This is a genomic window from Pseudoalteromonas sp. US3C1004 (assembly GCF_048401065.1).
GTDB lineage: Bacteria > Pseudomonadota > Gammaproteobacteria > Enterobacterales > Alteromonadaceae > Pseudoalteromonas > Pseudoalteromonas undina.
The window spans coordinates 48,115-74,107 of record NZ_CP183073.1 but is presented as its reverse complement, the minus strand read 5'-3'; the positions used below and the strand labels follow the sequence as shown (position 1 = coordinate 74,107).

24 protein-coding genes, 1 pseudogene and 1 riboswitch are annotated in these 25,993 nt (G+C 40.8%); of the genes and pseudogenes, 18 read left to right on the top strand and 7 right to left on the bottom strand.

What is annotated here, in order from left to right; all coding sequences use genetic code 11:
- Position 1: 1 nt before the first annotated feature.
- The gene (locus ACNSN3_RS00365; protein ID WP_138595590.1) at positions 2-700 is read right to left on the bottom strand and encodes a DNA-3-methyladenine glycosylase I; all 699 of its coding nucleotides are present in this window, start codon (positions 698-700) and stop codon (positions 2-4) included.
- Between the two features lie 187 nt (positions 701-887).
- Positions 888-1,067: riboswitch (Lysine riboswitch) on the top strand.
- A 127-nt stretch (positions 1,068-1,194) separates the two neighbouring features.
- Between ACNSN3_RS00365 and dapA the strand changes: the two genes are divergently transcribed.
- The 5 genes from dapA (at position 1,195) to ACNSN3_RS00340 (ending at position 6,383) form a co-directional block, all read left to right on the top strand.
- Positions 1,195-2,079 (top strand): 4-hydroxy-tetrahydrodipicolinate synthase, encoded by an 885-nt coding sequence (gene dapA, locus ACNSN3_RS00360; protein ID WP_418608092.1) that lies wholly within the window; start codon positions 1,195-1,197, stop codon positions 2,077-2,079.
- Positions 2,080-2,094: 15 nt separating this feature from the next.
- Positions 2,095-2,835, top strand: coding sequence for a 2,3,4,5-tetrahydropyridine-2,6-dicarboxylate N-succinyltransferase (locus ACNSN3_RS00355; protein WP_109875684.1), 741 nt, complete (start codon positions 2,095-2,097; stop codon positions 2,833-2,835).
- The gene (locus ACNSN3_RS00350) at positions 2,835-4,040 is read left to right on the top strand and encodes a PLP-dependent decarboxylase (RefSeq protein ID WP_418608090.1); all 1,206 of its coding nucleotides are present in this window, start codon (positions 2,835-2,837) and stop codon (positions 4,038-4,040) included. The genes ACNSN3_RS00355 and ACNSN3_RS00350 overlap by 1 nt, the downstream gene beginning before the upstream one ends.
- A 5-nt stretch (positions 4,041-4,045) precedes the next feature.
- On the top strand, positions 4,046-5,167 hold the full coding sequence (locus tag ACNSN3_RS00345) for a succinylglutamate desuccinylase/aspartoacylase family protein (RefSeq protein WP_054202777.1): 1,122 nt from the start codon (positions 4,046-4,048) through the stop codon (positions 5,165-5,167).
- Positions 5,168-5,351: 184 nt separating this feature from the next.
- The gene (locus ACNSN3_RS00340) at positions 5,352-6,383 is read left to right on the top strand and encodes a phospholipase A (protein ID WP_418608087.1); all 1,032 of its coding nucleotides are present in this window, start codon (positions 5,352-5,354) and stop codon (positions 6,381-6,383) included.
- A gap of 54 nt (positions 6,384-6,437) precedes the next feature.
- Here the strand turns inward: ACNSN3_RS00340 and ACNSN3_RS00335 are convergent, their stop codons facing one another.
- Positions 6,438-7,331, bottom strand: a complete 894-nt coding sequence (locus ACNSN3_RS00335; protein ID WP_010392028.1) for a bifunctional GNAT family N-acetyltransferase/hotdog fold thioesterase — start codon at positions 7,329-7,331, stop codon at positions 6,438-6,440.
- Positions 7,332-7,454: 123 nt separating this feature from the next.
- On the opposite strand from ACNSN3_RS00335, the gene ACNSN3_RS00330 reads away from it, so the two are divergent.
- Positions 7,455-8,201: a spermidine synthase gene (locus ACNSN3_RS00330; protein ID WP_418608085.1), complete on the top strand. Its 747-nt coding sequence runs from the start codon at positions 7,455-7,457 to the stop codon at positions 8,199-8,201.
- On the opposite strand, the gene dtd is transcribed toward ACNSN3_RS00330, so the two are convergent.
- Together dtd and ACNSN3_RS00320 are read right to left on the bottom strand one after the other, a co-directional pair.
- On the bottom strand, positions 8,198-8,635 hold the full coding sequence (gene dtd, locus ACNSN3_RS00325; RefSeq protein ID WP_010392023.1) for a D-aminoacyl-tRNA deacylase: 438 nt from the start codon (positions 8,633-8,635) through the stop codon (positions 8,198-8,200). The two genes, ACNSN3_RS00330 and dtd, sit on opposite strands and share 4 nt — an antisense overlap.
- Positions 8,636-9,517, bottom strand: coding sequence for a virulence factor BrkB family protein (locus ACNSN3_RS00320; RefSeq protein WP_418608083.1), 882 nt, complete (start codon positions 9,515-9,517; stop codon positions 8,636-8,638).
- Positions 9,518-9,603: 86 nt separating this feature from the next.
- Here ACNSN3_RS00320 and ACNSN3_RS00315 point away from each other — a divergent pair, with 86 nt between their 5' ends.
- From ACNSN3_RS00315 to ACNSN3_RS00300, 4 genes are all read left to right on the top strand, one after another.
- On the top strand, positions 9,604-10,260 hold the full coding sequence (locus ACNSN3_RS00315; RefSeq protein WP_076922684.1) for a DUF2959 domain-containing protein: 657 nt from the start codon (positions 9,604-9,606) through the stop codon (positions 10,258-10,260).
- Between the two features lie 133 nt (positions 10,261-10,393).
- Positions 10,394-11,485, top strand: coding sequence for an MBL fold metallo-hydrolase (locus ACNSN3_RS00310; protein ID WP_054202781.1), 1,092 nt, complete (start codon positions 10,394-10,396; stop codon positions 11,483-11,485).
- Positions 11,486-11,558: 73 nt separating this feature from the next.
- Positions 11,559-11,984 carry a BLUF domain-containing protein gene (locus tag ACNSN3_RS00305; protein ID WP_010392015.1) on the top strand — a complete coding sequence of 142 codons (426 nt, stop codon included), beginning with the start codon at positions 11,559-11,561 and terminating at the stop codon, positions 11,982-11,984.
- A 77-nt stretch (positions 11,985-12,061) separates the two neighbouring features.
- Complete coding sequence (locus tag ACNSN3_RS00300; protein ID WP_054202782.1) at positions 12,062-12,790, top strand: CBM9 family sugar-binding protein; 729 nt, start codon at positions 12,062-12,064, stop codon at positions 12,788-12,790.
- A gap of 286 nt (positions 12,791-13,076) precedes the next feature.
- Here the strand turns inward: ACNSN3_RS00300 and typA are convergent, their stop codons facing one another.
- Positions 13,077-14,900, bottom strand: a complete 1,824-nt coding sequence (gene typA, locus ACNSN3_RS00295) for a translational GTPase TypA (RefSeq protein ID WP_010392008.1) — start codon at positions 14,898-14,900, stop codon at positions 13,077-13,079.
- A gap of 508 nt (positions 14,901-15,408) precedes the next feature.
- Here typA and glnA point away from each other — a divergent pair.
- The 5 genes from glnA to ACNSN3_RS00270 all read left to right on the top strand — a co-directional run bounded on the left by glnA (position 15,409) and on the right by ACNSN3_RS00270 (position 20,485).
- A complete protein-coding gene (gene glnA, locus ACNSN3_RS00290) occupies positions 15,409-16,815 on the top strand; it encodes a glutamate--ammonia ligase (RefSeq protein WP_010392004.1) in 1,407 nt (468 codons plus the stop codon).
- Between the two features lie 114 nt (positions 16,816-16,929).
- Positions 16,930-17,451, top strand: a complete 522-nt coding sequence (locus ACNSN3_RS00285) for a DUF4124 domain-containing protein (protein WP_138595574.1) — start codon at positions 16,930-16,932, stop codon at positions 17,449-17,451.
- 81 nt (positions 17,452-17,532) lie between these two features.
- Positions 17,533-18,603, top strand: coding sequence for a nitrogen regulation protein NR(II) (gene glnL / locus ACNSN3_RS00280; protein ID WP_418608080.1), 1,071 nt, complete (start codon positions 17,533-17,535; stop codon positions 18,601-18,603).
- Between the two features lie 15 nt (positions 18,604-18,618).
- A complete protein-coding gene (gene ntrC, locus ACNSN3_RS00275) occupies positions 18,619-20,004 on the top strand; it encodes a nitrogen regulation protein NR(I) (protein WP_010391999.1) in 1,386 nt (461 codons plus the stop codon).
- A 22-nt stretch (positions 20,005-20,026) separates the two neighbouring features.
- A complete protein-coding gene (locus ACNSN3_RS00270; RefSeq protein ID WP_008108381.1) occupies positions 20,027-20,485 on the top strand; it encodes a Crp/Fnr family transcriptional regulator in 459 nt (152 codons plus the stop codon).
- Positions 20,486-20,493: 8 nt separating this feature from the next.
- On the opposite strand, the pseudogene ACNSN3_RS00265 reads toward ACNSN3_RS00270, so the two are convergent.
- Positions 20,494-20,910 (bottom strand): annotated as a pseudogene (locus tag ACNSN3_RS00265) (hypothetical protein); the annotation flags it as partial.
- 585 nt (positions 20,911-21,495) lie between these two features.
- Positions 21,496-21,777, bottom strand: coding sequence for a hypothetical protein (locus ACNSN3_RS00260; protein ID WP_008108379.1), 282 nt, complete (start codon positions 21,775-21,777; stop codon positions 21,496-21,498).
- Positions 21,778-22,021: 244 nt separating this feature from the next.
- Here ACNSN3_RS00260 and ACNSN3_RS00255 point away from each other — a divergent pair, with 244 nt between their 5' ends.
- The 3 genes from ACNSN3_RS00255 (at position 22,022) to acnA (ending at position 25,875) form a co-directional block, all read left to right on the top strand.
- Entirely contained in the window at positions 22,022-22,405 is a 384-nt protein-coding gene (locus ACNSN3_RS00255) for an RNA-binding S4 domain-containing protein (protein WP_008108378.1), read from the top strand.
- A 96-nt stretch (positions 22,406-22,501) separates the two neighbouring features.
- Positions 22,502-22,930, top strand: a complete 429-nt coding sequence (locus tag ACNSN3_RS00250) for a hypothetical protein (RefSeq protein ID WP_075170854.1) — start codon at positions 22,502-22,504, stop codon at positions 22,928-22,930.
- A gap of 200 nt (positions 22,931-23,130) precedes the next feature.
- Positions 23,131-25,875 carry an aconitate hydratase AcnA gene (acnA, locus tag ACNSN3_RS00245; RefSeq protein ID WP_054202786.1) on the top strand — a complete coding sequence of 915 codons (2,745 nt, stop codon included), beginning with the start codon at positions 23,131-23,133 and terminating at the stop codon, positions 25,873-25,875.
- Positions 25,876-25,993: the final 118 nt, after the last annotated feature.

Sequence of the window (25,993 nt, the reverse complement as noted above, 5' to 3'; positions counted from 1 at the left end):
CCTATTGTTTTTGGCTGATACCTACGCGATTGTCGCCTACACCATAAGCGACAATTAAGCTTAGCTCTTGCATGCTTAAGCCGCTTTGCTGCTGCAGTTCATTAAAGAATGCCTGCGCCGCATTTAGTGACTTTTTAGTTTGCAATCCACCATCTATAATTTTATGTGCACGCAAATAGCTTTCTACATCTCTTGAAAGTAAAAAAGTATCTTTCCCCAAGGCGCGCAGTGCATAAGGGCCGGTATTACCACCAAGCCTTGCACCATGCTTTTTTAAATATGCCCACAAGCCAATAATATCCTCACTTGGCCAGTTAGCAATAAACTGACTAAAGCTGCCGTGTTGCTCTGCAACTTCGTGGATCATATACGCATTATCAGTAATGGTTTTTACTTTTTTATAATTGCGCACAATCCGTTCGTCACTGGCTTTTTGTTCTAACATGTCTGGTGGCATCATCAATAATTTTTCAACACTGAAATCCCAGAAAACCTCTCTAAATCCGGCCCACTTACTGTTGATCACCGACCAATAAAAACCACTTTGAAAAACTTTCCGAGTAAATTCTTCTAGCCAATCATCATCACTTAATGTGACGAGTTGCTTTGTTGATAAAGGTTTTTCGAGTAACAATTTAAGCATTTTTTCAGAGCCCTTTCGCTCCACTGCACGCTTATAAATATCGCTAAATTTTTCCATCTGCTTAATACCTTACTTCGACCATGAAACTAGTTTACGAGAAAAGCAGCCAATACGTAACCGTTGCTATTATCGATGAACTATTCTGTATTTAGTCACTTGACACCTAGACGGCTAAAGTGGTTTAATCGCCACACTTACCCTATTACATTGTATTTGCTAATTGATTTTTCAATAGCAAATGCAAAGGGCTGGAAGAGGTGCGTTATTCAGGTAGCGTATGTTAGGAGCGCAAACTCCATTGAGCATACGTGAGGGGAATTAACGCCGAGAGGTAACACTTTTTTGTGAAAGATTACTTCGGGCGACTAGGTTGAATCCTAGCGACTGTCACCAATAACATATTTGGTGGAGAGCTTCTGGTCTTAGTATAATAAGGCCGTGCGCCCTATTATTTAAGCCCATTCGCTCTTCGAATTATAAATACATTCAAAGAGTCAGGCACCCTAAATACCCGCCAATAACTCGACGAATGCCCTATAAGTTCGTGAGAGATGATCAACAACTTCAATATTAACAATTTCCATTTATGGACTGCGCTGATCACCCCATTTGATCAAAATGGCCTAGTTGATTACGCAACCTTAGACACCTTGGTGGCCGAACAAGAAGCCGCTAACAACGGCATTTTATTACTTGGTAGCACTGGCGAAGGGTTAGCCCTGACCCTAAAAGAGCAGCAAGCCATCGTAGAGCATGTTTGCCAATTACAGCCGAGCGTCCCGCTTATGGTCGCAGTCGGTGGTAGTAACTTAAAGCAGCAGCTTGAATGGGTTAACTACTGCAACCAACTGCCTATTCATGGTTTTTTACTTGGCTCGCCTTTGTACGCCAAACCCGGTGCAGTGGGGCAAACGCATTGGTTTGAAAGCCTGCTCAATGCCAGTTCTCATCCTTGTATGCTTTATAACGTACCAGGACGTAGTGCGATTAGCATTCCCATTGCAACCATTGAAAACCTCAAACAACATAAAAATTTATGGGCACTCAAAGAAGCCAGTGGCTGTATTTCTCAATTTGAAGCCTATCGACAAGCAGCGCCTGAACTAGCCATTTTTAGTGGTGACGATGCCCTCATGCCTTATTTTGCCCAAGCAGGTGCAAAAGGTTTAGTGTCGGTTGCAGCCAATGCATGGCCAGTGCAAACCCATGAGTTTGTAAAGCGCAGTTTAAGCGGCCAACACCCTAATCTTTTTGTTCAGTGGTCTAGCGCTATCAATAGCTTATTTTCAGTAGCAAACCCTATTCCAGTCAAAGTGTTAATGCATTTACAAGGGCGTATTAGCAGTCCGCATTTACGTCCACCTTTAACACACCTTGAGCTGACACACACAGATGACATTTCATCGGCAAACAACACCATTTTATCTTGGCATTAAATACAGGTTTTTATAATGAGCTGGTTAGAACTATTAAATAATTTAGAAACGGGCGCAGTTCGCGCAGCAACACAAGACGAAAACGGCCAATGGCACGCTAACGTAGAAGTAAAGCAAGGCATTTTAGAGGCATTTAAAAACGGCACTAACATGGAGTTTCCTGGTGGCTTTGTAGATAAACATAATCTAGCGCCGCAATGCTTTGAAGCCACAGCAGGCGTTCGCATGGTGCCAGGTGGTTCAAGTGTGCGCCGTGGTGCACATGTTGCCAAAGGCACTATTATTATGCCACCTGCGTACGTAAATATTGGCGCCTTTATTGACGAGGGGACTATGGTAGATAGCCACGCATTGGTTGGCTCATGTGCGCAAGTGGGTAAAAATGTTCATTTGAGCGCCGCGGTACAATTAGGCGGGGTACTTGAGCCCATTGGCGCAAGCCCTGTGGTCATAGAAGACGATGCATTCATTGGTGCAGGCTGTGTGATTGTTGAAGGCGTGGTAGTTAAAAAAGGCGCGGTACTAGCCCCAGGTGTTCGCTTATCTGCAACCATCCCTGTTTATGACTGCGTTAATGAGCGTCAGCTTGATAAAGGCGAAGCAATCCCTGAATACGCGATTGTGATCCCAGGCTCTCGCCCTGCGTCAAACGACTGGGCCCGTGCTCAAGGCTTGAGTATGTCGTGTGCCTTAATTGTTAAATACCGTGACGAGCAAAGTGACGCGTCATTATTGCTTGAAGAGGTTTTACGTTAATGACCTTTTTGAGCACGCCCGTTAAAAGCGCTATTGATGAGCTAGCAAGCCAACTTGATACGCCCTTTTTTGTTTATGATCTTGATTCATTGAACACACATTTAACGCGTTTAGTAGCACAAACCGAGGTAAAACTTTGGTATGCGGTTAAAGCGAACCCGTTATCTAGCGTGATCCAACGCTTAGATAGCGCTGGTTTTAACTTTGATGTCGCCAGTAAAGGCGAGCTTGAGCAAGTACTTGCCCAAGGAATTAACAGCGAGCGCGTGCTCAACACGGGCCCTGCTAAAAGCCCAAAACAAATTAAACATTTTATTGCACGTGGCGTACGCACCTTTGTGGCAGAAAGTCTTAATCAGGTGCGTTGGTTAAACGAACAAGCCAATGCCCAGCAGTGCCAGTTGCAAGTATTACTGCGTGTTCAATTACGCTGGCCCGAGGGTGATAAAAACCCACTTGGTGGTGATAGTCTTACTCCATTTGGCTTAGGGTGCGATGAATGGCAATCGCTAAATACTAAAGACTACACAGAATTGAGCTTTAATGGCCTACATATTTTTCAGTGGGGTAACATGCTCAGCAGCGACAAACTTGCAGATCTGTGGTCGCAAATGATTACACCACTTACAGTCCTTGCTAATAACTTAAATATAAACCTGAATATTTTAGATTTAGGTGGCGGTTTAGGTATTCCTTATACCCTTAATGACCCGACTTTAAGCTGGGATGCATTAATAGCAGCCCTTGCAAAGATTAAACGCGATGCGGGTGTTAAAGAGCTGTGGATGGAACTAGGTCGCTATGCTGTAGGCGAATGCGGCCACTACGCCACACCGGTGGTTGAGCGCAAATTAAACTACGGCCAACAGCAGGTAATTATGAGCGGCGGTATTAATCACTTATTGCGCCCTGCGGTTACTAATCAAGACTTTCCTACGCGTTTATTACGAGATTCAAACGCAGCAAACCAAGCAATGAGCCTATACGGACCTTTATGTACAGCGCTAGACTGCTTAGGGGAGCACCAATTACCGAGCGATTTAAATGAACATGACTGGCTGGTGTTTAGTCAATGCGGTGCTTATGGTTTTACCGAAAGTATGCCGTACTTTTTGTGCCATGAACTGGCCGGTGAATATGTTATACACCATGGCGAAATCAACTGTATTCGCCAAGCAGAAGATGCAAGCCACTACTTGAGGTAATAAAAATGAATAACACCACAGCTATAAGCCAGGAAAATATTGTAGTTGGTGAAGTGGCAAATGGCCTACCACTGACCATTCCTGTCTATCGTTTAAAGGGCGATGGCACAGGCCCAAGTGTGTATATACAAGCTAATATGCATGGCGCCGAAGTGCAAGGTAACGCGGTTATTTATCAGCTACTTGAACAGCTAAAAAACCTTAATTTAAAAGGTGATATTACCTTAGTTCCCTACGCTAACCCCATTGGCTGTAATCAAAAATCGGGCGAATTTACGCTTGGCCGATTCGACCCTATTACGGGGACTAATTGGAATCGTATGTATCACTGTAATAATCAGCTTGCATCACAGTTTGCAAAGCAATACTACGACGCTGACGATACAGCTCTAAAAACAGCGTTTAAAACCGCGTTAATTAATGATGTTGAGCAGCAACTTAATGGCCCAGACTATCGTTTAACAACGGGTAAACGCATAGCGCTAAACTTACAAAGACTAGCGCATCAAGCTGATATTGTTTTAGATTTACACACTGGGCCTATTTCTAGTCAGCACTTATATTGTCCTGAATATGCCACAGAAAGTGCCCGTTACTTTAATATTCCCCATGTGCTAGTGATTCCTAATGACTTTGATGGGGCAATGGATGAAGCGAGCTTTTGTCCATGGTGGCAACTTAGCGAGCAACTTGCTCAGCAAGGCCGAAATTTTAACGTACAAGTTGAAGCCTTTACGGTAGAGCTGGGAAGCCAAGAAAAAATAGATTTAAGCGCGGCGTTTGATGATGCTCAAAGTATTTTAAGTTATTTAAATCATAAGCAAGTATTTGTTGATGCGCCCTACAAGCCAAAAGTGATGACAAGGTATGGCTGCCAACTAAATGATTATATTGCTTACTATGCGCCTATGGGTGGCATGGTTGAATACTTAGCCCCCCTTGGTGGGCACATTAAAGCGGGCGAACCTATAGCTAAAATACTACGAATGGAACGCTACCTAAGCGAACAACCACTGCAAACATTAAGCTTTGATCTTGATGCGATTGCGATATTGCATTTTGCCTCAGCTAGTGTGAACCAAGGCACTGAACTTTATAAGTTTTTTACAAACGTTTTTGAGCTCTAGCTCACCCCTTCTCATTGCGTGAGAGTCTAACTAGCGAGCTATTAGCTAGTTATCCAGTAAAAGCGACTTAGGTCGCTTTTCTTTTTGCTTTATTAAAGTTCAGGACAAGTTCACCGTATACGTGTTAAAAATGCGTTATAATCACCACAAATCTGTTACTTCCCTCACTTACAAAGGAATTATAATGAGTTGGCGCCACTGGATACTACTCTCAACATTACTAAGTACTGCTGTTATTGCTGAAGAAACAGCAAAAAACGAGCAAAACAATGAACTTGAGCTGGTTAAACAATGTATATTAAATGAAGTGATAGGTGGAGACGGTAAGCAAACCCTCGATCAATTGCGCGAAAAATGCTCTGCAGTTGAAGAAAGCAAGCAGCTAACAGCTATCGATAAACGCCAAGCCCGTGAAGCGGTTGGCAAAAAGAATCGTAATGTAATTACGCCGCATAAACGTAATTATATTTTACCGGTTTCTTATATGTCGAACCCAAACACTCGCCCGTTTGATGGATTTGCAGAATTAACCGATAAAAAAGATGGCGACCCTCTCGATAACCTAGAAGCTAAATATCAGTTATCAATTAAAGTACCTTTGTATGATGAGTTTGCCGACTCAGACCAAGCTATATTTTTTGGCTTTACACTGCAGTCATACTGGCAAGTATATAACGACGATATTTCATCTCCTTTTCGTGAGACTAATTACGAACCAGAAATTTTCTGGATTAATTACTTAGACCCTGAAAACGTTTTATGGGGCGATGAAATGGCAATAGCCATTGGTATTTCGCACCAATCTAATGGCCGAAGTCAGCCAAACTCGCGTTCTTGGAACCGTATTTATGCCGATTTCATTTGGGAAAATGACGGCTTTGTATTCAGCTTTAAGCCTTGGTACCGCATTCCTGAAAACAAAAAGCCTGCGCCGTTAGATGCACGAGGTGACGATAACCCTGATATCTATAAATACATGGGTTACTTTGAATTTGGTGGCGCGTATCGCTTTCACGATCATGAATTTAGTTTTATGACTCGTAATAATTTAAATTCAGATAACCGCGGGGCAATTCAGCTTGATTGGTCATTCCCTCTATGGGGAAGAGTACGCGGCTATGCGCAGTATTTTAATGGCTATGGTGAGAGTTTAATAGACTATAACGCCGATATTGAACGCTTTGGTGTCGGTATATTACTGACTGATTTACTGTAATAACCGCTAATAAAAAAAGCCAAGCAACTCGCTTGGCTTTTTCGTTTATTCTTATTACTTTTTAACCACAAACTGCCCTTCAAACTGAGCAACTACTTGATCACCATCAAAAATGGTTACTGGCACTAAATAGCTCGCCTTACCCGCCTCTTGTAACTCTATTAAGTTACCTTTACAGGTTTGAATATCAACACAGCCTTTAGGGTCGGTATTCAGTGGTTTTAAATATTTAATATTAGCATCGGCTAACACTATATTACCCTCAAGTCCGGCTTCTTTTAATGCTAAGTACGTTGCTCCCCAACCCGTTAGTGTAGCTAGGCTGTAAATAGAGCCTGCAAACATGGTGTTGTGTAAGTTTAAGTTAGCATTTAAATCTGCACGAGTAGTAAATTGCCAATCAGTGTAGCTTTCTACTTTTATCCCCATTGCATCACTAATAGGGATTGATTCACGCCATGTATTTTGCAGTACTTGAGTCCAATTAGGGTGACGAAACCAACCTGGCTCACTCGGCTTGAGCTTAACCATTTTATAATGTTGAACATCACCATAGGCTAAATGCGCTTTTTCTTTATTTTCGTAGCCATGGCGCTGATAAAATTCCAGAGCACGTTCGCGAGCAAACAGCACTAATTCATCAGCATCTTGATTCCACGCTATTTTTTCTAGCTCATGTAATAAGCGGCTACCAATATGTTGATTACGGTTACCCTCTGCAACCGCCATATAACGTACTTGAGCTTGTTGCTGATTATTAAAGTGCAAACGCGCCACACCCAATACTTCACCTGCTTTATTTTTAATAAAGCGGTGTTCAGCTTCTTGCTCTAAATCGTCTTGCTCAGAACCACGAGGTTCGCCCCATGGTGCACGTAAAACTTGCCAGCGTAATTGATAATAGGCTTGCCAGTCTTCACTACTTTGAGGGGTGCTCACTTGAAACATACAGACTCCATAAATTAAAAATGTAAAAATATTACGCTGTGCATTTTGTGAAAAACACCATACTCGATCTGGGTAAAACTGCAAATACGACTTTGGTTTCCTATAAATGACTGTAAAAAATTAATGACAAAATCGATTGCGCTTTACCCCTGCTGGTTTATGCTCAATACCATGAATAAATATATCCATGGTAGCAGTGGCCTGATAAGCAGGCACTTTATTGAGCATAGTTCATCGCTAGGCCAGTTACTTTATTGGCATAATCAACATGGCATAAATATACAAGTTCGAGAGCATCAACAGCTGCGCTGGCTACTTATTAACAACACCTTGCAATCAGTTATTTTAACCCGGAGTCCACAAGTATTACTGTTTCCTCACCTTGCCTATTTAGCAACGGTTTGGCAGCAACGACCAGCGCCTAAAAAAATACTTGAGCTCGGTTTAGGTGGTGGTGCTATACGTAACTTCTTATTAAAACAGTACCCTCAAGCGCAGCTAACTTCAGTAGAAAAAAACCCTCATATAATTGACTGTTATCAAGATTTTTTTGCTCTTAATGAACAGGGCCAAATTTACTGTGAAGACGCACAAACAGTTTTAAAGTCAGCGGTGAATATAGATTGGATTATTTTAGATTTATTTAGTGAACTAGACGCCCCTAGATTCTTATTTGATTTATGTTTTTATCAAACAATTTATGAGGCGCTTGCTCAGCGGGGCATCTTATTTATTAACTTTTTATCGCAACATACCTCCCAACTTACACAGCTACAACTTGTGCTTAAGCGCGTGTTTGGGGAAGCAGTTAGTATTAAAAAGATCACCGGATTTGTGAATCACATTGTGGTTGTTGAAAAAACACTTTAAGCGGTTAAGTTAAAGGTAACCGGACCGTCGTTACATAAACTAACCTGCATATCGGCTGCAAATACACCGGTCGCTACCTTTATACCGAGTAATTTAGCCTGCTCAACAAAGTAATTATATAATGCTTGCGCTTGGTCTGGTGTGGCTGCCGATGAAAAACTAGGACGCATGCCTTTTTTGGTATTAGCTGCAAGTGTAAATTGCGATATGACTAATAGTTCGCCTTGTATATCTTTAAGACTGAGGTTCATTTTATCATTTTCATCACTAAAAATTCGATAATTACTGACCTTGTGTAATAGTTTATCAGCAACACGCTCATCATCTTCTTTTTCAACACCAAGCAGTAATACAATACCTTGTTTTATTTCACCAACAATCTGTTTTTCTATTGCTACGTTGGCGTGTGTTACCCGTTGAATTAGTCCTTGCATTTATTCACCATCCTCTGCTCGTTGTTCTTTTTTATTGTAATGTTGCATGTTAATACACACAGTAAATTCAGCACCTAGTAGCACTACTACCCACGACAAGTATACCCATACAAACAAAATAGGAATGGTTGCTACCGCACCATAAATCACTTCGTATGATGGAAAATGGCTAATGTACAAAGCAAAGCCTTTTTTGGTTAACTCAAATAACATTGCAGCAAACAGTGCACCTGGAATAGCAGCCCTAAATGAAACTCGCGTATTCGGCACTAAGGTATACAGCATAATAAAACCTGCCATAGAAATAGCATAAGGGAGTAGTTTTAATAAAAAACCACTAAACCCAGGGATCCCCTGATCAGCGAACGACACTAACGACACAATATAAGAGGTGACACCAATACTCGCACCCAGTAGTACAGGTCCCAAGCTCAGTACCATCCAATACACAGCAAAGGATATCATCATTGGGCGTTTTTTCTTTACTCGCCAAATACGGTTTAGCGTGGCATCTACATTACGAATAAGTAGCAAGGCAATGGCTGCCAAAAAGCCAATACCTACCGCCGTCATTTGATTAGCATTACCAGCAAACGAGCTAATATGTTCTTTAATAACATCGGAAGAAGTCGGCACAAAGTTAGTAAATAAAAAACTTTCAATGGCTAAACGGGTCGATTCAAACCCTGGAAAAGCAGAGAAGATTGCCACACCCACCGCTATCAACGGAACCAACGACAACAAGGTAACGTATGCTAAATACCCTGCATTAATGGTTATTTGATCGTCTATACAGCGATTAAAATATTGCATCCACCAGCCTGGTTGCTGTTTTAGAAACACCTTAACTTGCTGTTTATAATGGGAGAGCTTATCATTCATACAATTAACTTTGTTGGTGGGCTTTTGATTATAATAACAATCAAGGCCATAATTTACAGCATTAACACTCGTAAATAGGAATTCAGATGAAAAAACAAACATTATTAGGGACAGCCATACTCTCGTTAATGCTGATGCTTTCAGGTTGTCAGTCGGCTTATTATTCGGCAATGGAAAAAGTAGGCGTACATAAACGTGACATTCTTATTGACCGCGTTGAAGAAACGAAAGACTCACAACAAGAGTCGCAAGAAGAATTTCAATCAGCACTCGAGCGCCTAACTACCTTAATTAATTTCGATGGCGGTGAGTTGCAAGATGCTTACAATCAACTTAATGACGATTACGAGTCGAGCTTAGCGGCGGCAAACGAAGTATCAAGTAACATAAATAAAGTAGAAGATGTAGCTGATGCGTTGTTTGATGAGTGGAGCGATGAGTTAGAGCAATACAAAAGCGCCTCACTTAAGCGTCAAAGCAGTAAAAAACTAGCTGCAACTCAGCGCCAGTTTAGCCAATTACTTAGCTCAATGCGCAGTGCTGAGAGCAAAATGGAGCCAGTATTATCGTCTTTACAAGATAACGTGCTTTACTTAAAACATAACTTAAACGCACAAGCGGTAGCCGCTATAAAAGGCGAGTTTACTAACTTAAAGCGTGATATTCAGTTACTCATGAATGACATGAATAAGTCGATTGAAGACTCAAATAAATTTATTGAGCAAATGAATACCACAGGCTAATTACTATAAACTCGTTTACTAAGCCTACTAAATTGTAGGCTTTTTTATTGTTACTTTTTGTTACCTTTAAGCTCTTCGATAATCCGCTGTTGTTGTTATACTTTTACAAAATAATAATAATTAGAACAGTAAAATGAAGTTCAAAGCCATTACCCTAATACTTGCATGCACAATGCTAAGCGCCTGCCAAACAGCTAACCATGTTGAAGTTATTGCAGGGGAGCAAACCATTACCCCGCTACATCAAAATGGCGAGCGAGAAGGACGGTTTCATAATCTCTACCCGGGTAAAAAAACTTACCCGACTACCTGTAAAAGCAACTGCTACCCAACTAGCCCTAAATTACAATGCGAAAAAGACAGCGAAAACTGCCAATTTATTGGTGAGCAACAGCCTATGAATTTAAATACAGGCTTTAGCTTACGCTGGCTGGGGCATGCTGGGTTTATGATCCGCACGCCTAACGGACAGCAAGTGTTACTTGATCCTGTAAAAGAGCAGTTTGACTCACCTGTAGATTTAGCATTTAGACTAGCCTCTGGGTTTTACCGACAGCCCGGCGATTGGCTCACAGATAGTGAACTGAAAAACTTAGACGCTGTGATGTACTCGCATATTCATTACGATCACTTTAATAAAGCAGATATAGAAGAGATCGGTAATAAACCCCGCTACTTAACACCACTAGGCATGGCCGACAACTTCCCTACAGGCGGGTTTAATATTAGTGAAATGGCGTGGTATGCAAAAACAAATATTGGCGATTTAGCTATCCATGCCTTGCCTGCTCATCACTTTAGCAGCCGTGTTTTAGTACCCTTTATTTATGAAGACAACGATAAAGACCTATGGAATGGCTGGCTACTTGAACAAAATGGCAGCACCTTATTTTTTGCAGGCGACACTGGCTACTCAAAACACTTCAGCGATATACAGAAAAAATATGGCGATATTGATGTGTGCTTAATGCCGATAGCGTCTTACTATAGCGAAGATAACCCTAAATGGTATCGTTACGTTCATACAACCCCAGAAGACGCTCTAACAGCAGCACAAGAGCTAAACTGTAAAATAATGATACCTTGGGGATACGGTAACTCATCATGGAAAATGGGCGATCGCACGAGTCATTCAGCTTTACTGCGTTTATTGTATATGCACAAAAAGATGGACTCGAAAATACCCCTGCATATTTTAAATGAAGGTGAGAGTATTAAACTTTAATCAGTCATTTACAAAATTAGTAATAACTTCTCTGCTGAACTATGTTTAATTAACTAAACAGTGAGGAGGTTTTATGTTTCTTGTACGACTTATTTACGCCAGCAAAATTAGTAGTGGTTTTGGGCCTAAAGATATAGAAAATATTTTACAAAGCGCTCGAACCTATAATGTAAAAACAAACGTCACCGGCATGTTATGTTTTAGTAATGATTACTTTTTACAATGCCTGGAAGGCTCTAGAACGGCTGTAAATAATACCTACCAACAAATATTAAACGATAAACGTCACCACAATGTAATTATGCTCAACTATACCCAAATTCCTGAAAGAGAGTTTGAAAAATGGTCAATGGGCTATGTACCGCAATCTAAGCTAACCGAATCACTGAATCTCAAGTTTTCAGGCTCCATTGATTTTAATCCTTTTAAAATGTCTGGAGAAAGTGCGCATTTATTAATGCTCGCATTAAAAGACAGCATAGCAGGCACAATCAGTTAGTATAAAAATAGACGACGAGATTGTTTTTGATTGCTATTTAAGCCAAGCTAAATCATCCTTAATTGATGAGATGATTAATGAAAAAAACACTACTCGCTTTTAGCTTACTTTTTACCCAGCCAATCATGGCTATTGACGTTAGTCATACACCAACAGCTATTACTATTGATGGGGTTTCTGAAAGTGCATGGGACAAAGCCACTTGGCATAATATGCCATACTTAATGGACGGCACCCTACCAGACTCAGACAAGGATTTTAAAGGTCGCTATCGTCTTTTGTGGGATGAAAACTACTTGTATTTACAAGCAGACATTAGTGATGATGTGCTTATTGATACTCACCCAGATCCAACGGATAAATACTGGGACGATGATGCCTTAGAAGTGTTTATAGATAGTGACGCATCTGGCGGTAATCACCAATTTAACCATACAGCATTTGCTTATCATATTGGCCTTGATAACCAAGCTGCCGATTATGGGCCTGATAAAAAAGCGCATTTATATACCGACCACTTAGTTAGTAACTGGAAACGCAATACCACTGCGCCCTATAACATCACGTGGGAAGTGGCGATAAAACTCTACCCAAACGATTTCCAACAAGGCGCACAAAACACTCCGCTTAAATTAACTGAAAAACAAGTTATTGGCTTTATGCTCGCATATTGCGATAACGACGGCAGTAAAGTTCGTGAGCACTTCATGGGTTCACATGAAGTACAGCCTGTTAACGGCAGTCGCAACCTTGGCTATATAGATGCTGATGTGTTTGGAAAAATCACTTTACTACCGAAAAAGTGATGAAGTTAGCGAACTGGCCTTTTTGTTGGGTTGAGCGCAACGAAACCAAAAAAAATAGGGGTTTTACATTATCAGTTGTTTTAGCTCTTACTCTTTTACTTCTCATTCTCTTCTCTTTGTATAAATATTTTTAAGTGAATTTTTTACAAAGAGGGTAAGAGGCGCTGCGCTTTTAGAGCTCAATACTGATAACTAAAAACTGAAAGCTTCTCTTACTTTAAAAACAAAAAAGCCGCTGTATTTTGCAATACAGCGGCTTTTAAAGTCATTATTCTAAATTTATAGATTATGACTTAGGAGCACGACCCGCACGTTTACGCTCATTTTCAGTTAAATGACGCTTACGAATACGAATGTTCTCAGGTGTTACTTCTACTAACTCATCATCAGCAATAAACTCAAGCGCTTGCTCAAGTGAATAGTTAAGTGCTGGTGTTAGTGTTTGTGCTTCATCTGTACCAGATGCACGAACGTTTGTAAGTTGCTTACCTTTAAGTGCGTTAACTGTAAGGTCGTTATCACGGCTATGAATACCAATAACCATACCTTCATAAACTTCAACACCGTGACCGATAAATAAACGGCCGCGCTCTTGTAAGTTAAATAATGCGTTAGTAAGTGCTTTACCTGTTGCGTTTGCAATCATTACACCATTCTTACGAACACCTAGCTCGCCACCTTTGTGCGGACCGTAGTGATCGAATGTATGGTAAAGTAAACCAGAACCCGACGTTAATGTCATGAACTCAGTTTGGAAACCGATTAAGCCACGGCTTGGGATCATGAAGTCCATACGCATACGGCCTTTACCATCTGGTGCCATGTCAGTTAGCTCACCTTTACGAAGACCAATTTGCTCCATGATAGAACCTTGATGCTCTTCTTCACAGTCAATTGTTAGTGTTTCATACGGTTCTTCTAACACACCATCAACAGTACGTAAGATTACTTCTGGACGAGATACAGCAAGCTCGTAACCTTCACGACGCATGTTCTCGATTAAGATACCTAGGTGTAATTCACCACGACCCGATACACGGAAGCTATCTGGGTTATCTGTATCTGCAACACGAAGTGCTACGTTGTGTACTAATTCTTTGTCTAAACGCTCACGAATATTACGTGATGTTACAAACTTACCTTCTTTACCACAGAAAGGAGAGTTGTTTACAGAGAACGTCATTGTTACTGTTGGCTCATCAACACTTAGTGGTGGCAATGCTTCAACGTTGTTTGGACAACAAAGCGTATCTGAAATCTTAAGCTCGCCTAAACCTGTTACTGTTACGATGTTACCAGCGTAAGCTTTATCAGTTTCAATACGTTCAAGGCCTAAGTAGCTTTGTACTGAACCAATCTTACCGTTACGAGTTGTGCCGTCTGCACTGATAACCGTAACTTGTTGGTTAGGTGCAACAGAACCACGTTTAATACGACCAATACCAATTACACCCTTATAAGAGTTGTAATCAAGCTGTGAAATCTGCATTTGGAAGTCACCTTCAGGATCTGCATCCGGTGGTGATACTTCGTCAACGATCATCTTGAACATAGGTTCCATGTTATCTGATGCTTCGTCTAAATCTAATGTAGCCCAACCATTGATTGCTGATGCGTAGATTACTTTAAAATCTAACTGCTCATCAGTTGCGCCTAGGTTGTCGAATAAATCAAAGATTTGATCCATAACCCAATCAGGGCGAGCACCTGGCTTATCAATTTTATTGATAACAACGATTGGCTTTAAGCCTTGCGCGAATGCCTTTTGCGTTACGAAACGCGTTTGTGGCATTGGGCCTTCTTGAGCGTCAACAAGTAGTAGTACTGAGTCAGCCATCGAAAGTACGCGTTCAACTTCACCACCGAAGTCGGCGTGTCCAGGAGTATCTACGATATTGATATGGTAATCATTCCAAGATATAGCGGTGTTTTTCGCTAAAATGGTAATACCACGTTCTTTTTCAATGTCGTTTGAATCCATCACGCGCTCTTCATTACCGCCGCGTGTTTCTAATGTACCTGATTGCTCAAGTAGTTTATCAACCAGTGTTGTTTTACCGTGGTCAACGTGGGCGATAATTGCTATATTTCTTAACTTTTCGATACTCATATGTTCACTCAGAGAAATTGATCTCATTGATCCTGCAGGGGGCTATACGTACTCACCTGCGCTTTCACGAGATGTCCCAGCATAGGATTTAAAAGGGCGCATATTATCCCCTATAAATGGAATGGATGAAAGTTTATCCAAAATAAAATTTCAAACTTTCGCAATAAAATAATTAACCCTTTGTTTTAAAATAATTAATTTTGATGATTAATTTTTATAAATTTATCTCAAAAGGTGGGTTTGAGTTAATTTAAAGCGACTTTACTGCGTATTTTGCATTTTCTTTGTGTTAGTCTAAGGTGATTAATTTGCAAGCAATTATGACTCTGTAAATGTTGCACCTTTTTGGAATTATTACGCACCAAAATAGTGCTTAATCTATATCACCTTTATGTTGTTTATATATTTTTACATAAAAAACAATAGATTATAATAGTGGCATAAAATCAGCTTGTTAGTATTTAAAGTATCTAAGCAGCAATAATAAAACCCAATAGTTGGAGGACACATGTCACAATCGGTTTTAGATTTTATTAAAGAAAATGACGTTAAGTTCATTGATTTACGCTTTACTGACACAAAAGGTAAAGAGCAACATGTTTCTATTCCTCATCATCAAGTTGATGAAGACTTTTTTGAAGATGGAAAAATGTTCGACGGTTCTTCAATTGCTGGCTGGAAAGGCATTAATGAATCAGACATGGTGTTATTACCTGACGCAGATTCAATTAAGCTTGACCCTTTCACAGAAGAAACAACGCTAATCGTTCGTTGTGACGTGGTTGAGCCTTCTACATTACAAGGTTATGAGCGCGACCCGCGCTCAGTAGCTAAACGCGCTGAAGAGTACATGCGCTCTACTGGTATTGCTGACACAGTTTTATTTGGTCCTGAGCCAGAGTTTTTCGTATTTGACGATGTTAAATACAAGTCTGACATGTCAGGCTCAATGTATAAAATTGATTCTAAGCAAGCAGCTTGGAACTCAGATAAAGAATATGCAGATGGCAATACAGGCCACCGTCCAGGTGTTAAAGGCGGTTACTTCCCGGTTGCACCTGTTGATGATTTCCAAGATTGGCGTTCTGCAACTTGTTTAGTTCTTGAAGAGCTAGGCCAAGTTGTTGAAGCACATCACCACGAAGTGGCGACTGCCGGTCAGAATGAAATCGCAACTCGTTTTAACACTATGGTTTTAAAAGCAGACGAAATCCAAGAAATGAAATATGTTATTCACAACATGGCTCATTTATACGGAAAGACAGCAACCTTTATGCCTAAGCCTGTTGTTGGCGATAACGGTTCAGGTATGCACTGTCACCAGTCTTTAGCTAAAGACGGCGTAAACTTATTCGCAGGTGATAAGTACGGCGGTCTTTCTGAAGACGCGCTTTACTACATTGGTGGTATCATCAAACATGCTAAAGCAATCAACGCTTTTGCTAACGCGTCAACTAACTCGTACAAACGTTTAGTACCTGGCTTTGAAGCACCGGTAATGCTTGCATACTCTGCCCGTAACCGTTCAGCATCAATTCGTATTCCAGTGGTTCCATCTGCAAAAGGTCGTCGTATTGAAGTGCGCTTCCCAGATCCAACTGCTAACCCATATCTTGCATTCTCAGCAATGCTTATGGCTGGCCTTGACGGAATTAAAAACAAAATTCACCCTGGCGATGCTATGGATAAGGATTTATACGACTTACCAGCTGAAGAAGCAGCAGAAATTCCAACAGTGGCAGCCTCATTAGATGAAGCACTAGCGGCATTAGATGCAGACCGTGAGTTCTTAAACCAAGGTGGCGTATTCACTAATGACCTAATTGATGCTTACATTGCACTTAAGTCAAAAGAAGTTGAAAAACTTAACATGACAACTCACCCAGTTGAGTTTGAAATGTACTACAGCTGTTAATTTATTAACCGATAAATAATGTGTGTTTTAAGCCCGCTCTGCGGGCTTTTTTTATGGTAAATTTAACGGTTCTACACTAAAGTGAAATAAGTTTAAACAATGCAGGTTAGCAGGATGATAGGTAAGGTTTTGTTGCTATTAATAGCTTTAATGATAAGCCTTAATAGCCATGCAAATAATAAAAAAATTTACGCATGGAAAGACAAAAACGGTGTACTGGTTTTTTCAGATACCCCTCAACCTGGTGCTAAAGAGGTTAAACTCACTAGCCAACACTTAAACATGCCTGCAACTAATACTGACATACTTGATACTTCACCAACTAAAACAGCGGTAAAGTTTAAAATTAGTATTACTTCGCCAGAGCCCAACCAAACTATAAGAGAAAACACCGGCTCTGTGTATGTTTCAACTCAGATTGCGCCTCGGTTTGAAGCTGGATTTACCATTGGTTTATTTTTAAATGGCGTTGCCATTGGTGAACCTAGTGACACCACTACGCTGGCGTTAAGAGATGTAGAGCGCGGGCAACACACACTACAAGTTAAACTTTATAATAAACAAAACCAAGTAATTGCAACTAGCCCTGAGAGTGTATTTTTTATGCATCGCAAAGGCCTTAATATAGGTCGGTAATTGCAGTTAAGTACGTACAATTAGCGTATATTTTACTAAAAACCTTGCCTACCTCCCCAGGCGCACTAAAATGGTGCAATAATGATAAACAAAACACATTTTAGCCCAGAGCTACTAAATATAATTTGGCAAAACCAAACCACCGCCCTAATGTTACTTGATGAAAGCTTTACGCTCATTTATGCCAACACCAGTGCCAGTGAATTACTTGGTTTAGGCGAAAAGCGCTTACTAGGACAAGCGTTCGATGATTTATTTAATTACCACTCTATCGACTTAAAACGTATTGCACAGTATTCATTGGTTGATGGTGTAGACTGCCACCAGCATAGAGCTGACGTGGTGTTTATCGATTCTCGCCATGCAAAATTAGCGGTCAGCACGCGACGAATAAAGCATAACAACACCTTTTATATTTTATTTGAATGTCGACAAACTGATGACGAAATAAAGCACGATCAAGTTTCAAACCAAATGCATCAATACCAAGCTGCACGCAACTTAATTCGCGGTTTAGCCCATGAAATTAAAAACCCACTGGGTGGAATTCGCGGGGCGGCGCAATTATTGCAGTATGAAGGTGATCAGCAAGAAAGAGATCAATGTGCAGAACTGATAATTGAACAAGCCGATCGATTGCGTGAATTAGTTGATAGACTCCTTGGGCCTAATCAGCTGCCGCAAAAATCGTATGGCAATATACATCAAACATTAGAGTCGGTTGTAAAACTCAGTACCTTAGATAACAACCGCGATATTCGGTTAGTTAAAGACTACGATCCGAGTATTCCTGATGTTTATATTGATCAGAGCAAAGTTCAACAGGTAGTGCTAAACATTGTGCGTAATGCACAACAAGCATTGGTAGATGGTGGCGAAATAAAAATAAAAACGCGGATTAATTACCAGCATCGTCGTCCTGGCAAAGCCCCTAAAAAGGCACTCCTTATTCAAGTAATGGATAATGGCCCGGGTATTGATGCCAATTTACGCGACACCTTATTTTACCCTATGACCACCAATAAAGAAGGTGGCTCGGGACTTGGATTATCTATAGCGCAAACCTTGATTGATCAACATGATGGCTATATCGAATGTGATAGTTGGCCGGGACATACTGAATTTAATATTTATCTGCCGTTTACAGATTAATACTTTGGAGTTTGCATGAAAACAGCTTGGCTTGTAGATGATGATGCCTCAATTCGCTTTGTACTAGAAAAAGCACTGACTCGCGCAGGGTTTGAAGTAGAAAGTTTTGCAGATGCACAAAACGTACTTAACGCGCTAAAATTTAGTCAACCTAGCGTGTTGATTTCCGATGTGCGAATGCCTGGTATGGACGGTATGGCGTTACTTGAGCTCATAGCAGAGCAAACGCCAGGACTACCTGTGATCATTATGACCGCCCACTCAGACCTTGATTCAGCCGTTAATGCATTCCAAAAAGGCGCATTTGAGTATTTGGCCAAGCCGTTTGATTTAAATGAAGCGGTTGCACTGGTGGAAAGTGCGTATCGAGCTAATTCAACTAAAAAAACCAAACGTAAAAGCGCGCCCCCCAAAAGTGCCCATATTATTGGTGAAGCCCCGGCTATGCAGGAAGTGTTTCGTGCTATAGGTAAGCTGTCAGCATCAAGTATGAGCGTACTCATCAACGGTGAGTCAGGAACAGGTAAAGAGTTGGTTGCCAGCGCTTTGCATAACCACAGCCCGCGTAAAGAAAACCAATTTATAGCCCTTAATATGGCCGCCATCCCTAAAGAATTAGTTGAATCTGAACTGTTTGGCCACGAAAAAGGCGCTTTTACCGGGGCTGATAGCGTGCGTAAAGGCCGCTTTGAACAAGCTAATGGCGGTACCTTATTTTTGGATGAAATCGGTGATATGCCACTGGATGTACAAACCCGCTTATTGCGTGTATTGGCCGATGGCGAATTTTATCGCGTGGGGGGTCATCAAAGTATAAAAGTAGATGTACGCATTATTGCTGCTACCCATCAAAATTTAGAAGAGCTGGTAAAACAAGGTAAGTTTAGAGATGATTTATTTCATCGTTTAAACGTGGTTCGCCTGCGTTTACCTGCTTTACGCGAGCGTCCCGAAGATATAGAGCGCTTAGCGCTACACTTTTTACATAAAAGTGCAAAAGACCTGCAAGTAGATAGCAAAGTATTAAGCCCTAAAGCGATTAAGCAATTGTGTTTATTTAATTGGCCTGGGAATGTTCGCCAACTTGAAAACACCTGCCGCTGGTTAACCGTTATGGCGCCAGGAGAGCTGATTGGCGAGCAAGATTTACCTCCTGAAATTATTGATAATGCCGCCGCAACCCAAGAAGGGGATTGGCTAGATTCATTTCAGCAGTGGCTTAATCAAGAATTTAAACAAGGTAAAGAAAATATTTGGCCGGATATTCAAGCCCAGCTAGAAACCCGCTTAATCAAAACAGCCCTCGCTAATTGTTCTGGCCATAAGCAAGAAGCTGCCGTAAAAATTGGTTGGGGTCGCAATACGTTGACCCGAAAATTAAAAGAGCGCAATATTAGCTGATTGTTAGAAGCATAGAGAAAGCATGAAGTTAATTGAAAACATCCCTTTGTTTAAGCAAATGGAAATTATAAATCGCTTAGATTTTTTTAAAGAATTCACACTCAATGAGCGCCAGATTTTGCTTGAGTCGTTTGGTTTACTTTATTTAATAAATAAAAATCAGTTTTTATTTAAAGAGTTTGATAACGACAAGCGACTGTTTATTGTGCTTAGTGGATCTTTAATGGTGTTTAAACACAATCACCTACTGGAACTGGGCAGTATAGAACCTGGCGAATTTATTGGTGAAGGTGCATTTATTAATAACCGAGAGCGCAGTATTAATGCACGCGCCAAAGAAAGCGCCATAGTACTGGCTATAACTGCAGATGCTCTCACCCGCCTACCTAATGTCATACGCGAAAAAATTAAAGACCGTATTATTGAAGGTATGAGCCTGCGCATTGCAAAACTCTCGGAGCATATAGAAGAGCACGGTTAACAGTTAACTTAATCCATATAAACAACCTGCATTGAGCAATTAAGCCAGCCTGGCTTATTTACATGAGCTGTTATGGTATATGTGTCTGATGGTTTTTCGCCAAAAGGAGTCTTAACCAATGGCTGTGAATGAGTGTAGGTTTGTGAATAATTGCTGTAGTAAATAACTAAATAGCCGTATAAATATTCCCATTTCAATGTGACTTTTGCGCCGCTGATTAATGTGAACTCAGCATGCTGATCAGTAAAGGTTACGACTAGGTCATTAAACTCATCTTTTTCGCACTGGGTTGTTCGCAACCGAGAAGGCATGGTAAAAGCGTCGTCTGCATTAGTATTTTTTAGGTAAAAACCGATATTACCATCACCATAAAAGTGATTTGCGCGTGTGGTGTAGCTAATTTCGGGTTGATAACTTAGGGTCTGTTAACCTTTCAAGGTTAAATTTGCAGCAGACTGTTTGGTATTTAGGCAAGGCAGAGCCTATGTAGTGTGGTTATTCCCCATAAGTAGGCGATAACGCCGCATTAATACCAAACAGGCGCTGCCCTTCGGGTTCTTCCTAGGGGCAATTTACTCTTTGTTCCTCGGTTTTGACTTAGCCCACTAGGTTACAAACCTCGCGCCGCGATTAAATCGCCCCTAGTTTGAACAAATTTTAATCCGCAAAGATCAACAGACCCTAACCCCTGCATAATAGTAGCTAACTGCTCTGTTTCTTGGCGTAAAATTCTATCATTTGATAATAGTAAAGTAGCTACGCCAAATTCCCGAGGGATGTCGTGTTCAACATATTCGTAAGGTAGGGATTGTGTTTTGAGTGCGGCCTCTAACTGCTGCGCTGTGAGTCCGATAAACCTTTACTAAATATATACACTGTAGGCTGTTGGCATGCACTCAACAATAGCATGAGTGCACACGCTAAAATTCCATTTTTCATTATCACCCCCGTTGATTACAAGTGTAGTCTAAAGGAGTGATTTAAAATCGCAACTTAATTTATTTGGCTGTTTAACCTGAAGTCTGGTTATTTAGCCATGCATCGACACTTTGACGTTTGTACAGCACTTCATTAAATAACCGATGACGCTCAAATACTAGCTCACTTTGTTTGGTTTTAAGCCCGCTAGTTAGCTGGCTATGGGTATCGTTAAACTTAGAGATAACTGAAAAGCCACGTTCAGTGTCTTCTTTTACCTGTTGTGCTAGATGCGCTCTTACATCATCAGCGGTTAACAGATCTGAATGCTCTAAGCCCATTAGCTCTTTTTTCATCGCTAATCTTATGCCCATGTTTTACTCCATTATTTATATTCAATCTCTTATACGGCCGATATTGGCAATTAGCGCGCCAATGTGTAATTTTTTTCGCGTGAAGCTTAACCCTAAATTACTTCAGTTTTTTTAAAGACTATAAAAAGAGATAAAAAGTTTCATAAAAAATCACATAATCAACTCACCTAACAAGCTCACTTTGGTGCAAAATAGCCACTGAGCCTTTATACTACAGCTAATACCACCCCCACTGAGAAACATGATGAACGAAGAATATATAGAAGTTGAGTTAGAAGAAGAGCCTATAGAGCTGTGCAAATTATTAAAGGTATTAGATCTTGTTGAAGGTGGTGGTCAAGCAAAAAACCTAATTAGCGAAGGCTATGTAGGTGTTAACCATGAAATTTGTACAATCAAACGGAAAAAATTATACAGCGGTGATGTACTTGCATTTGATGGCGAGTTGTTTCAATTAACGTTAAGTGAAGATGCCACTCCAGCAGAACGTCCAGTTATTGATGAAACAGTTACAGCAGAAAAAGCCGCGCCCGTAGCAACAACAGAGCCGGCTAAAAATAAACGCAAACGCACTAAAAAGCCTAAAGTTGATGAAAAAACGGGTCGTCGCCCTATTTCATTTGGCTAACATTTGCTTAAGTTATATGTGTTATTAAAAGCCAGTTTGCATCACTGGCTTTTTTATTCTTTAATAGAATATCAATAATAAAAAATAGATGCTTACATGTCAGAAAACACCTCAAACCGCTGGATAAAACCCGTACTTATTACTGCCTTATTATGGAACATATTAGGTATTCTTGCATTTGTCATGCAGCTGTTTCTCTCTCCAGAGATGATAAGTAAACTACCTGAAGAACAACAACTTGCTTATAACAGCCAACCTTTATGGGCTACTTTAGCGTTTGCTATTGCGGTATTTGGCGGCGCATTAGGATGCGTACTTTTGTTATTCAAAAAGTCTCTAGCCAGATTAACATTAATAATCTCTTTGGCAGCGGTTTTAGCTCAGCAATACTATAATTTTATGATTATTAATAGCATCAACTTGTTTGGTATTAGCGCTATTTTTATGCCTATTGCAGTCACCATAATTGCGATTGCATTGGTGTATTTAAGTTTTCATTTAAAACAACAGGACTACTTTAAATAGCACTTTTTTGAGTTTAGTTTTGTGGCCAATTATTACTCAGAGTATCCCTTGAATTTTAACTTTTGGCCTTCATCTCTATTTAAATAACGACCAAAATAAATTATACAATATGGTATTTTTTATCATGGTACACACTTTGCAAATCACTACAGAGGTCACTTTTACAAGAATATTAATCTAATTTATTGAAGGGACAAATAATGAAAAATAGTTTCGACACCCAACAACAGCTCACTATCAATGGCGAGCAGTATCATATCAACTCGCTTATGGGACTTGGCGATAAAGCCAAACGCCTGCCTTTCTCGTTAAAAGTATTGCTAGAAAACTTACTACGTAACGAAGATGGTGTGAATATTAAAGAACAAGATATTCAGGCCTTATTAGATTGGGATCCAAAAGCGAAGCCCTCTGCCGAGGTAGCTTTCACTCCAGCCCGCGTAGTAATGCAAGATTTCACTGGTGTCCCTGCAATTGTTGATTTAGCCGCCATGCGCGATGCAATGGAAAAGCTCGGTGGTGATCCTGCAAAAATAAACCCGCTTTCTCCTGCAGAGTTGGTAATCGATCACTCGGTGCAAGTGGATGGCTACGGTAAAGATGGCTCATTCGACTTAAATTCAAAATTAGAATATGAGCGTAACAAAGAGCGTTACGAATTTTTACGTTGGGGACAAACCGCATTTGATAACTTAAAAGTTGTACCACCTGCAACCGGTATAGTTCACCAAGTTAATTTAGAATATTTAGCTCGTGTAGTATTTAATGATACAAAAAACGGCAAATCATTAGCCTACCCAGATACACTAGTAGGTACGGATTCTCATACAACGATGATTAATGGTTTAGGCGTACTTGGCTGGGGTGTAGGCGGTATTGAAGCCGAAGCCGCCATGCTTGGCCAACCTATTAGCTTGCTTATTCCACAGGTTGTGGGTGTTAAATTAAATGGTCGCTTACCTGAGGGCACTACAGCAACCGATTTAGTACTTACTGTTACTGAAATGCTGCGTAACCACGGTGTGGTAGGTAAGTTTGTTGAGTTTTATGGTGACGGCCTTGCCGACTTACCACTTGCCGATAGAGCAACTATCGCTAATATGGCGCCAGAGTATGGCGCAACCTGTGGTATTTTCCCTATTGATGAGGAAACGATTAATTACTTACGCTTAACTAATCGCGATGAGAAGCAGCTTAAACTGATTGAAGATTACGCTAAACACCAAGGCTTATGGCGTAACGATGGCGACGAAGCACATTATACCGATAAGCTTGAACTGACTTTAGATGATGTTGTGCCAAGCCTAGCAGGCCCCAAACGCCCGCAAGATAGAATTACTTTGGATAAAGCCGGCAAGGTTATTGGTCAGCACTTAAAAGACTTTCAAGACGAGCGTATGGCACGTCGTGATAAAAGCGATGAAGAGCAAGCGCGTATTGAAAGCGAAGGCCCTACTACCAACCCTGATGAGCCTACCGATGAAGCGCAGTTTATGGGCGCAGCAAAAGTAAACTTTAATGGAGAAGAATTTGAGTTAAATGATGGTGCCTGTGTTATTGCTGCAATTACTAGCTGTACAAACACATCTAACCCAAGTGTTATTTTAGCTGCCGGTTTAGTAGCTCAAAAAGCACGTCAGTTAGGTATTAATGTAAAACCTTGGGTTAAAACCTCACTTGCGCCAGGTTCTCAGGTGGTCACCGATTACCTTGAAAAAGCAGGGTTGATGGATGACTTGGATGCGCTTGGCTTTAATTTAGTTGGTTATGGCTGTACCACATGTATTGGTAATTCAGGCCCACTTGCCGATGAAATTAGTGAGGCGATTCAAAAACACAAATTAGTTGTAAGCTCAATTTTATCGGGTAACCGTAACTTTGAAGGGCGCATACATCAAGATGTTAAAATGAACTTTTTAGCGTCGCCTCCTTTAGTGGTTGCCTATGCCATAGCGGGTAGAACCGATATTGATGTTTACAACGAGCCACTCGCGCAAGATAAGCATGGTAACGATATTTACCTTAAAAATATTTGGCCGAGCGTTAAAGAAGTAAGTGAACTAGTAAAAAGTACGGTAACTAAAGAGATGTTCGAAAAAAGCTACGCCAATGTTTACGATGGCGACAGTCGCTGGCAAAAAATTCAAATACCTGATGGTAAACTTTACGATTGGGACGGTGCTTCGACTTATATCAAAAAAGCCCCCTTCTTTGATGGTATGAGTGTTGAACCACCAGGTATTCCAACTATTGAGGGTGCGCGTTGTTTAGCTAAACTGGGTGATTCGGTGACTACCGATCATATTTCACCAGCAGGCGCAATTAAGGCAGAGGCACCCGCAGGGCTTTACCTACAAGAAAATGGGGTTGAAAAAGCACAATTTAACTCTTATGGTTCACGACGTGGTAATCACGAAGTAATGATGCGCGGTACATTCGCTAATGTGCGCCTTAAAAACTTACTAGCCCCTGGTACCGAGGGCGGTGTTACCCGCACTCAACCTGATGATAAGCTAGAAAGTATTTATGACGCGGCAATGGCATATCAAGAAAGTGGAACACCACTAGTGGTTCTAGCAGGTAAAGAGTATGGAACTGGCTCTTCGCGAGATTGGGCTGCAAAAGGGTCATTATTACTCGGTATTAAAGCTGTGATAGCACAAAGCTATGAGCGTATTCACCGCTCTAATTTAATTGGTATGGGCGTACTTCCTTTACAATTTAAAGAAGGTGAAAGCCATGAATCACTAGGCTTAACTGGGCAAGAGCAATTTGATATTCAAGGGTTATACGATAAAACCGACGAAGTCAGTGTGATTGCGACTAACAGTGAAGGTAAACAAGTTAGCTTTAGTGCCGATGTGCGTATTGATACTCCGAAAGAGTGGGATTACTACAAACATGGCGGTATTTTACAGTACGTACTGCGCAATATGCTCGACTAACAACTTAAAACGAAAATGCAGCCCGGCTCAGTAATGAGCTGGGCTTTTTTATATTATTAATGGATGGTTGCGCTAAATCAATGCCGCTTTATAAAGATTACATACACTAAGAAGACAC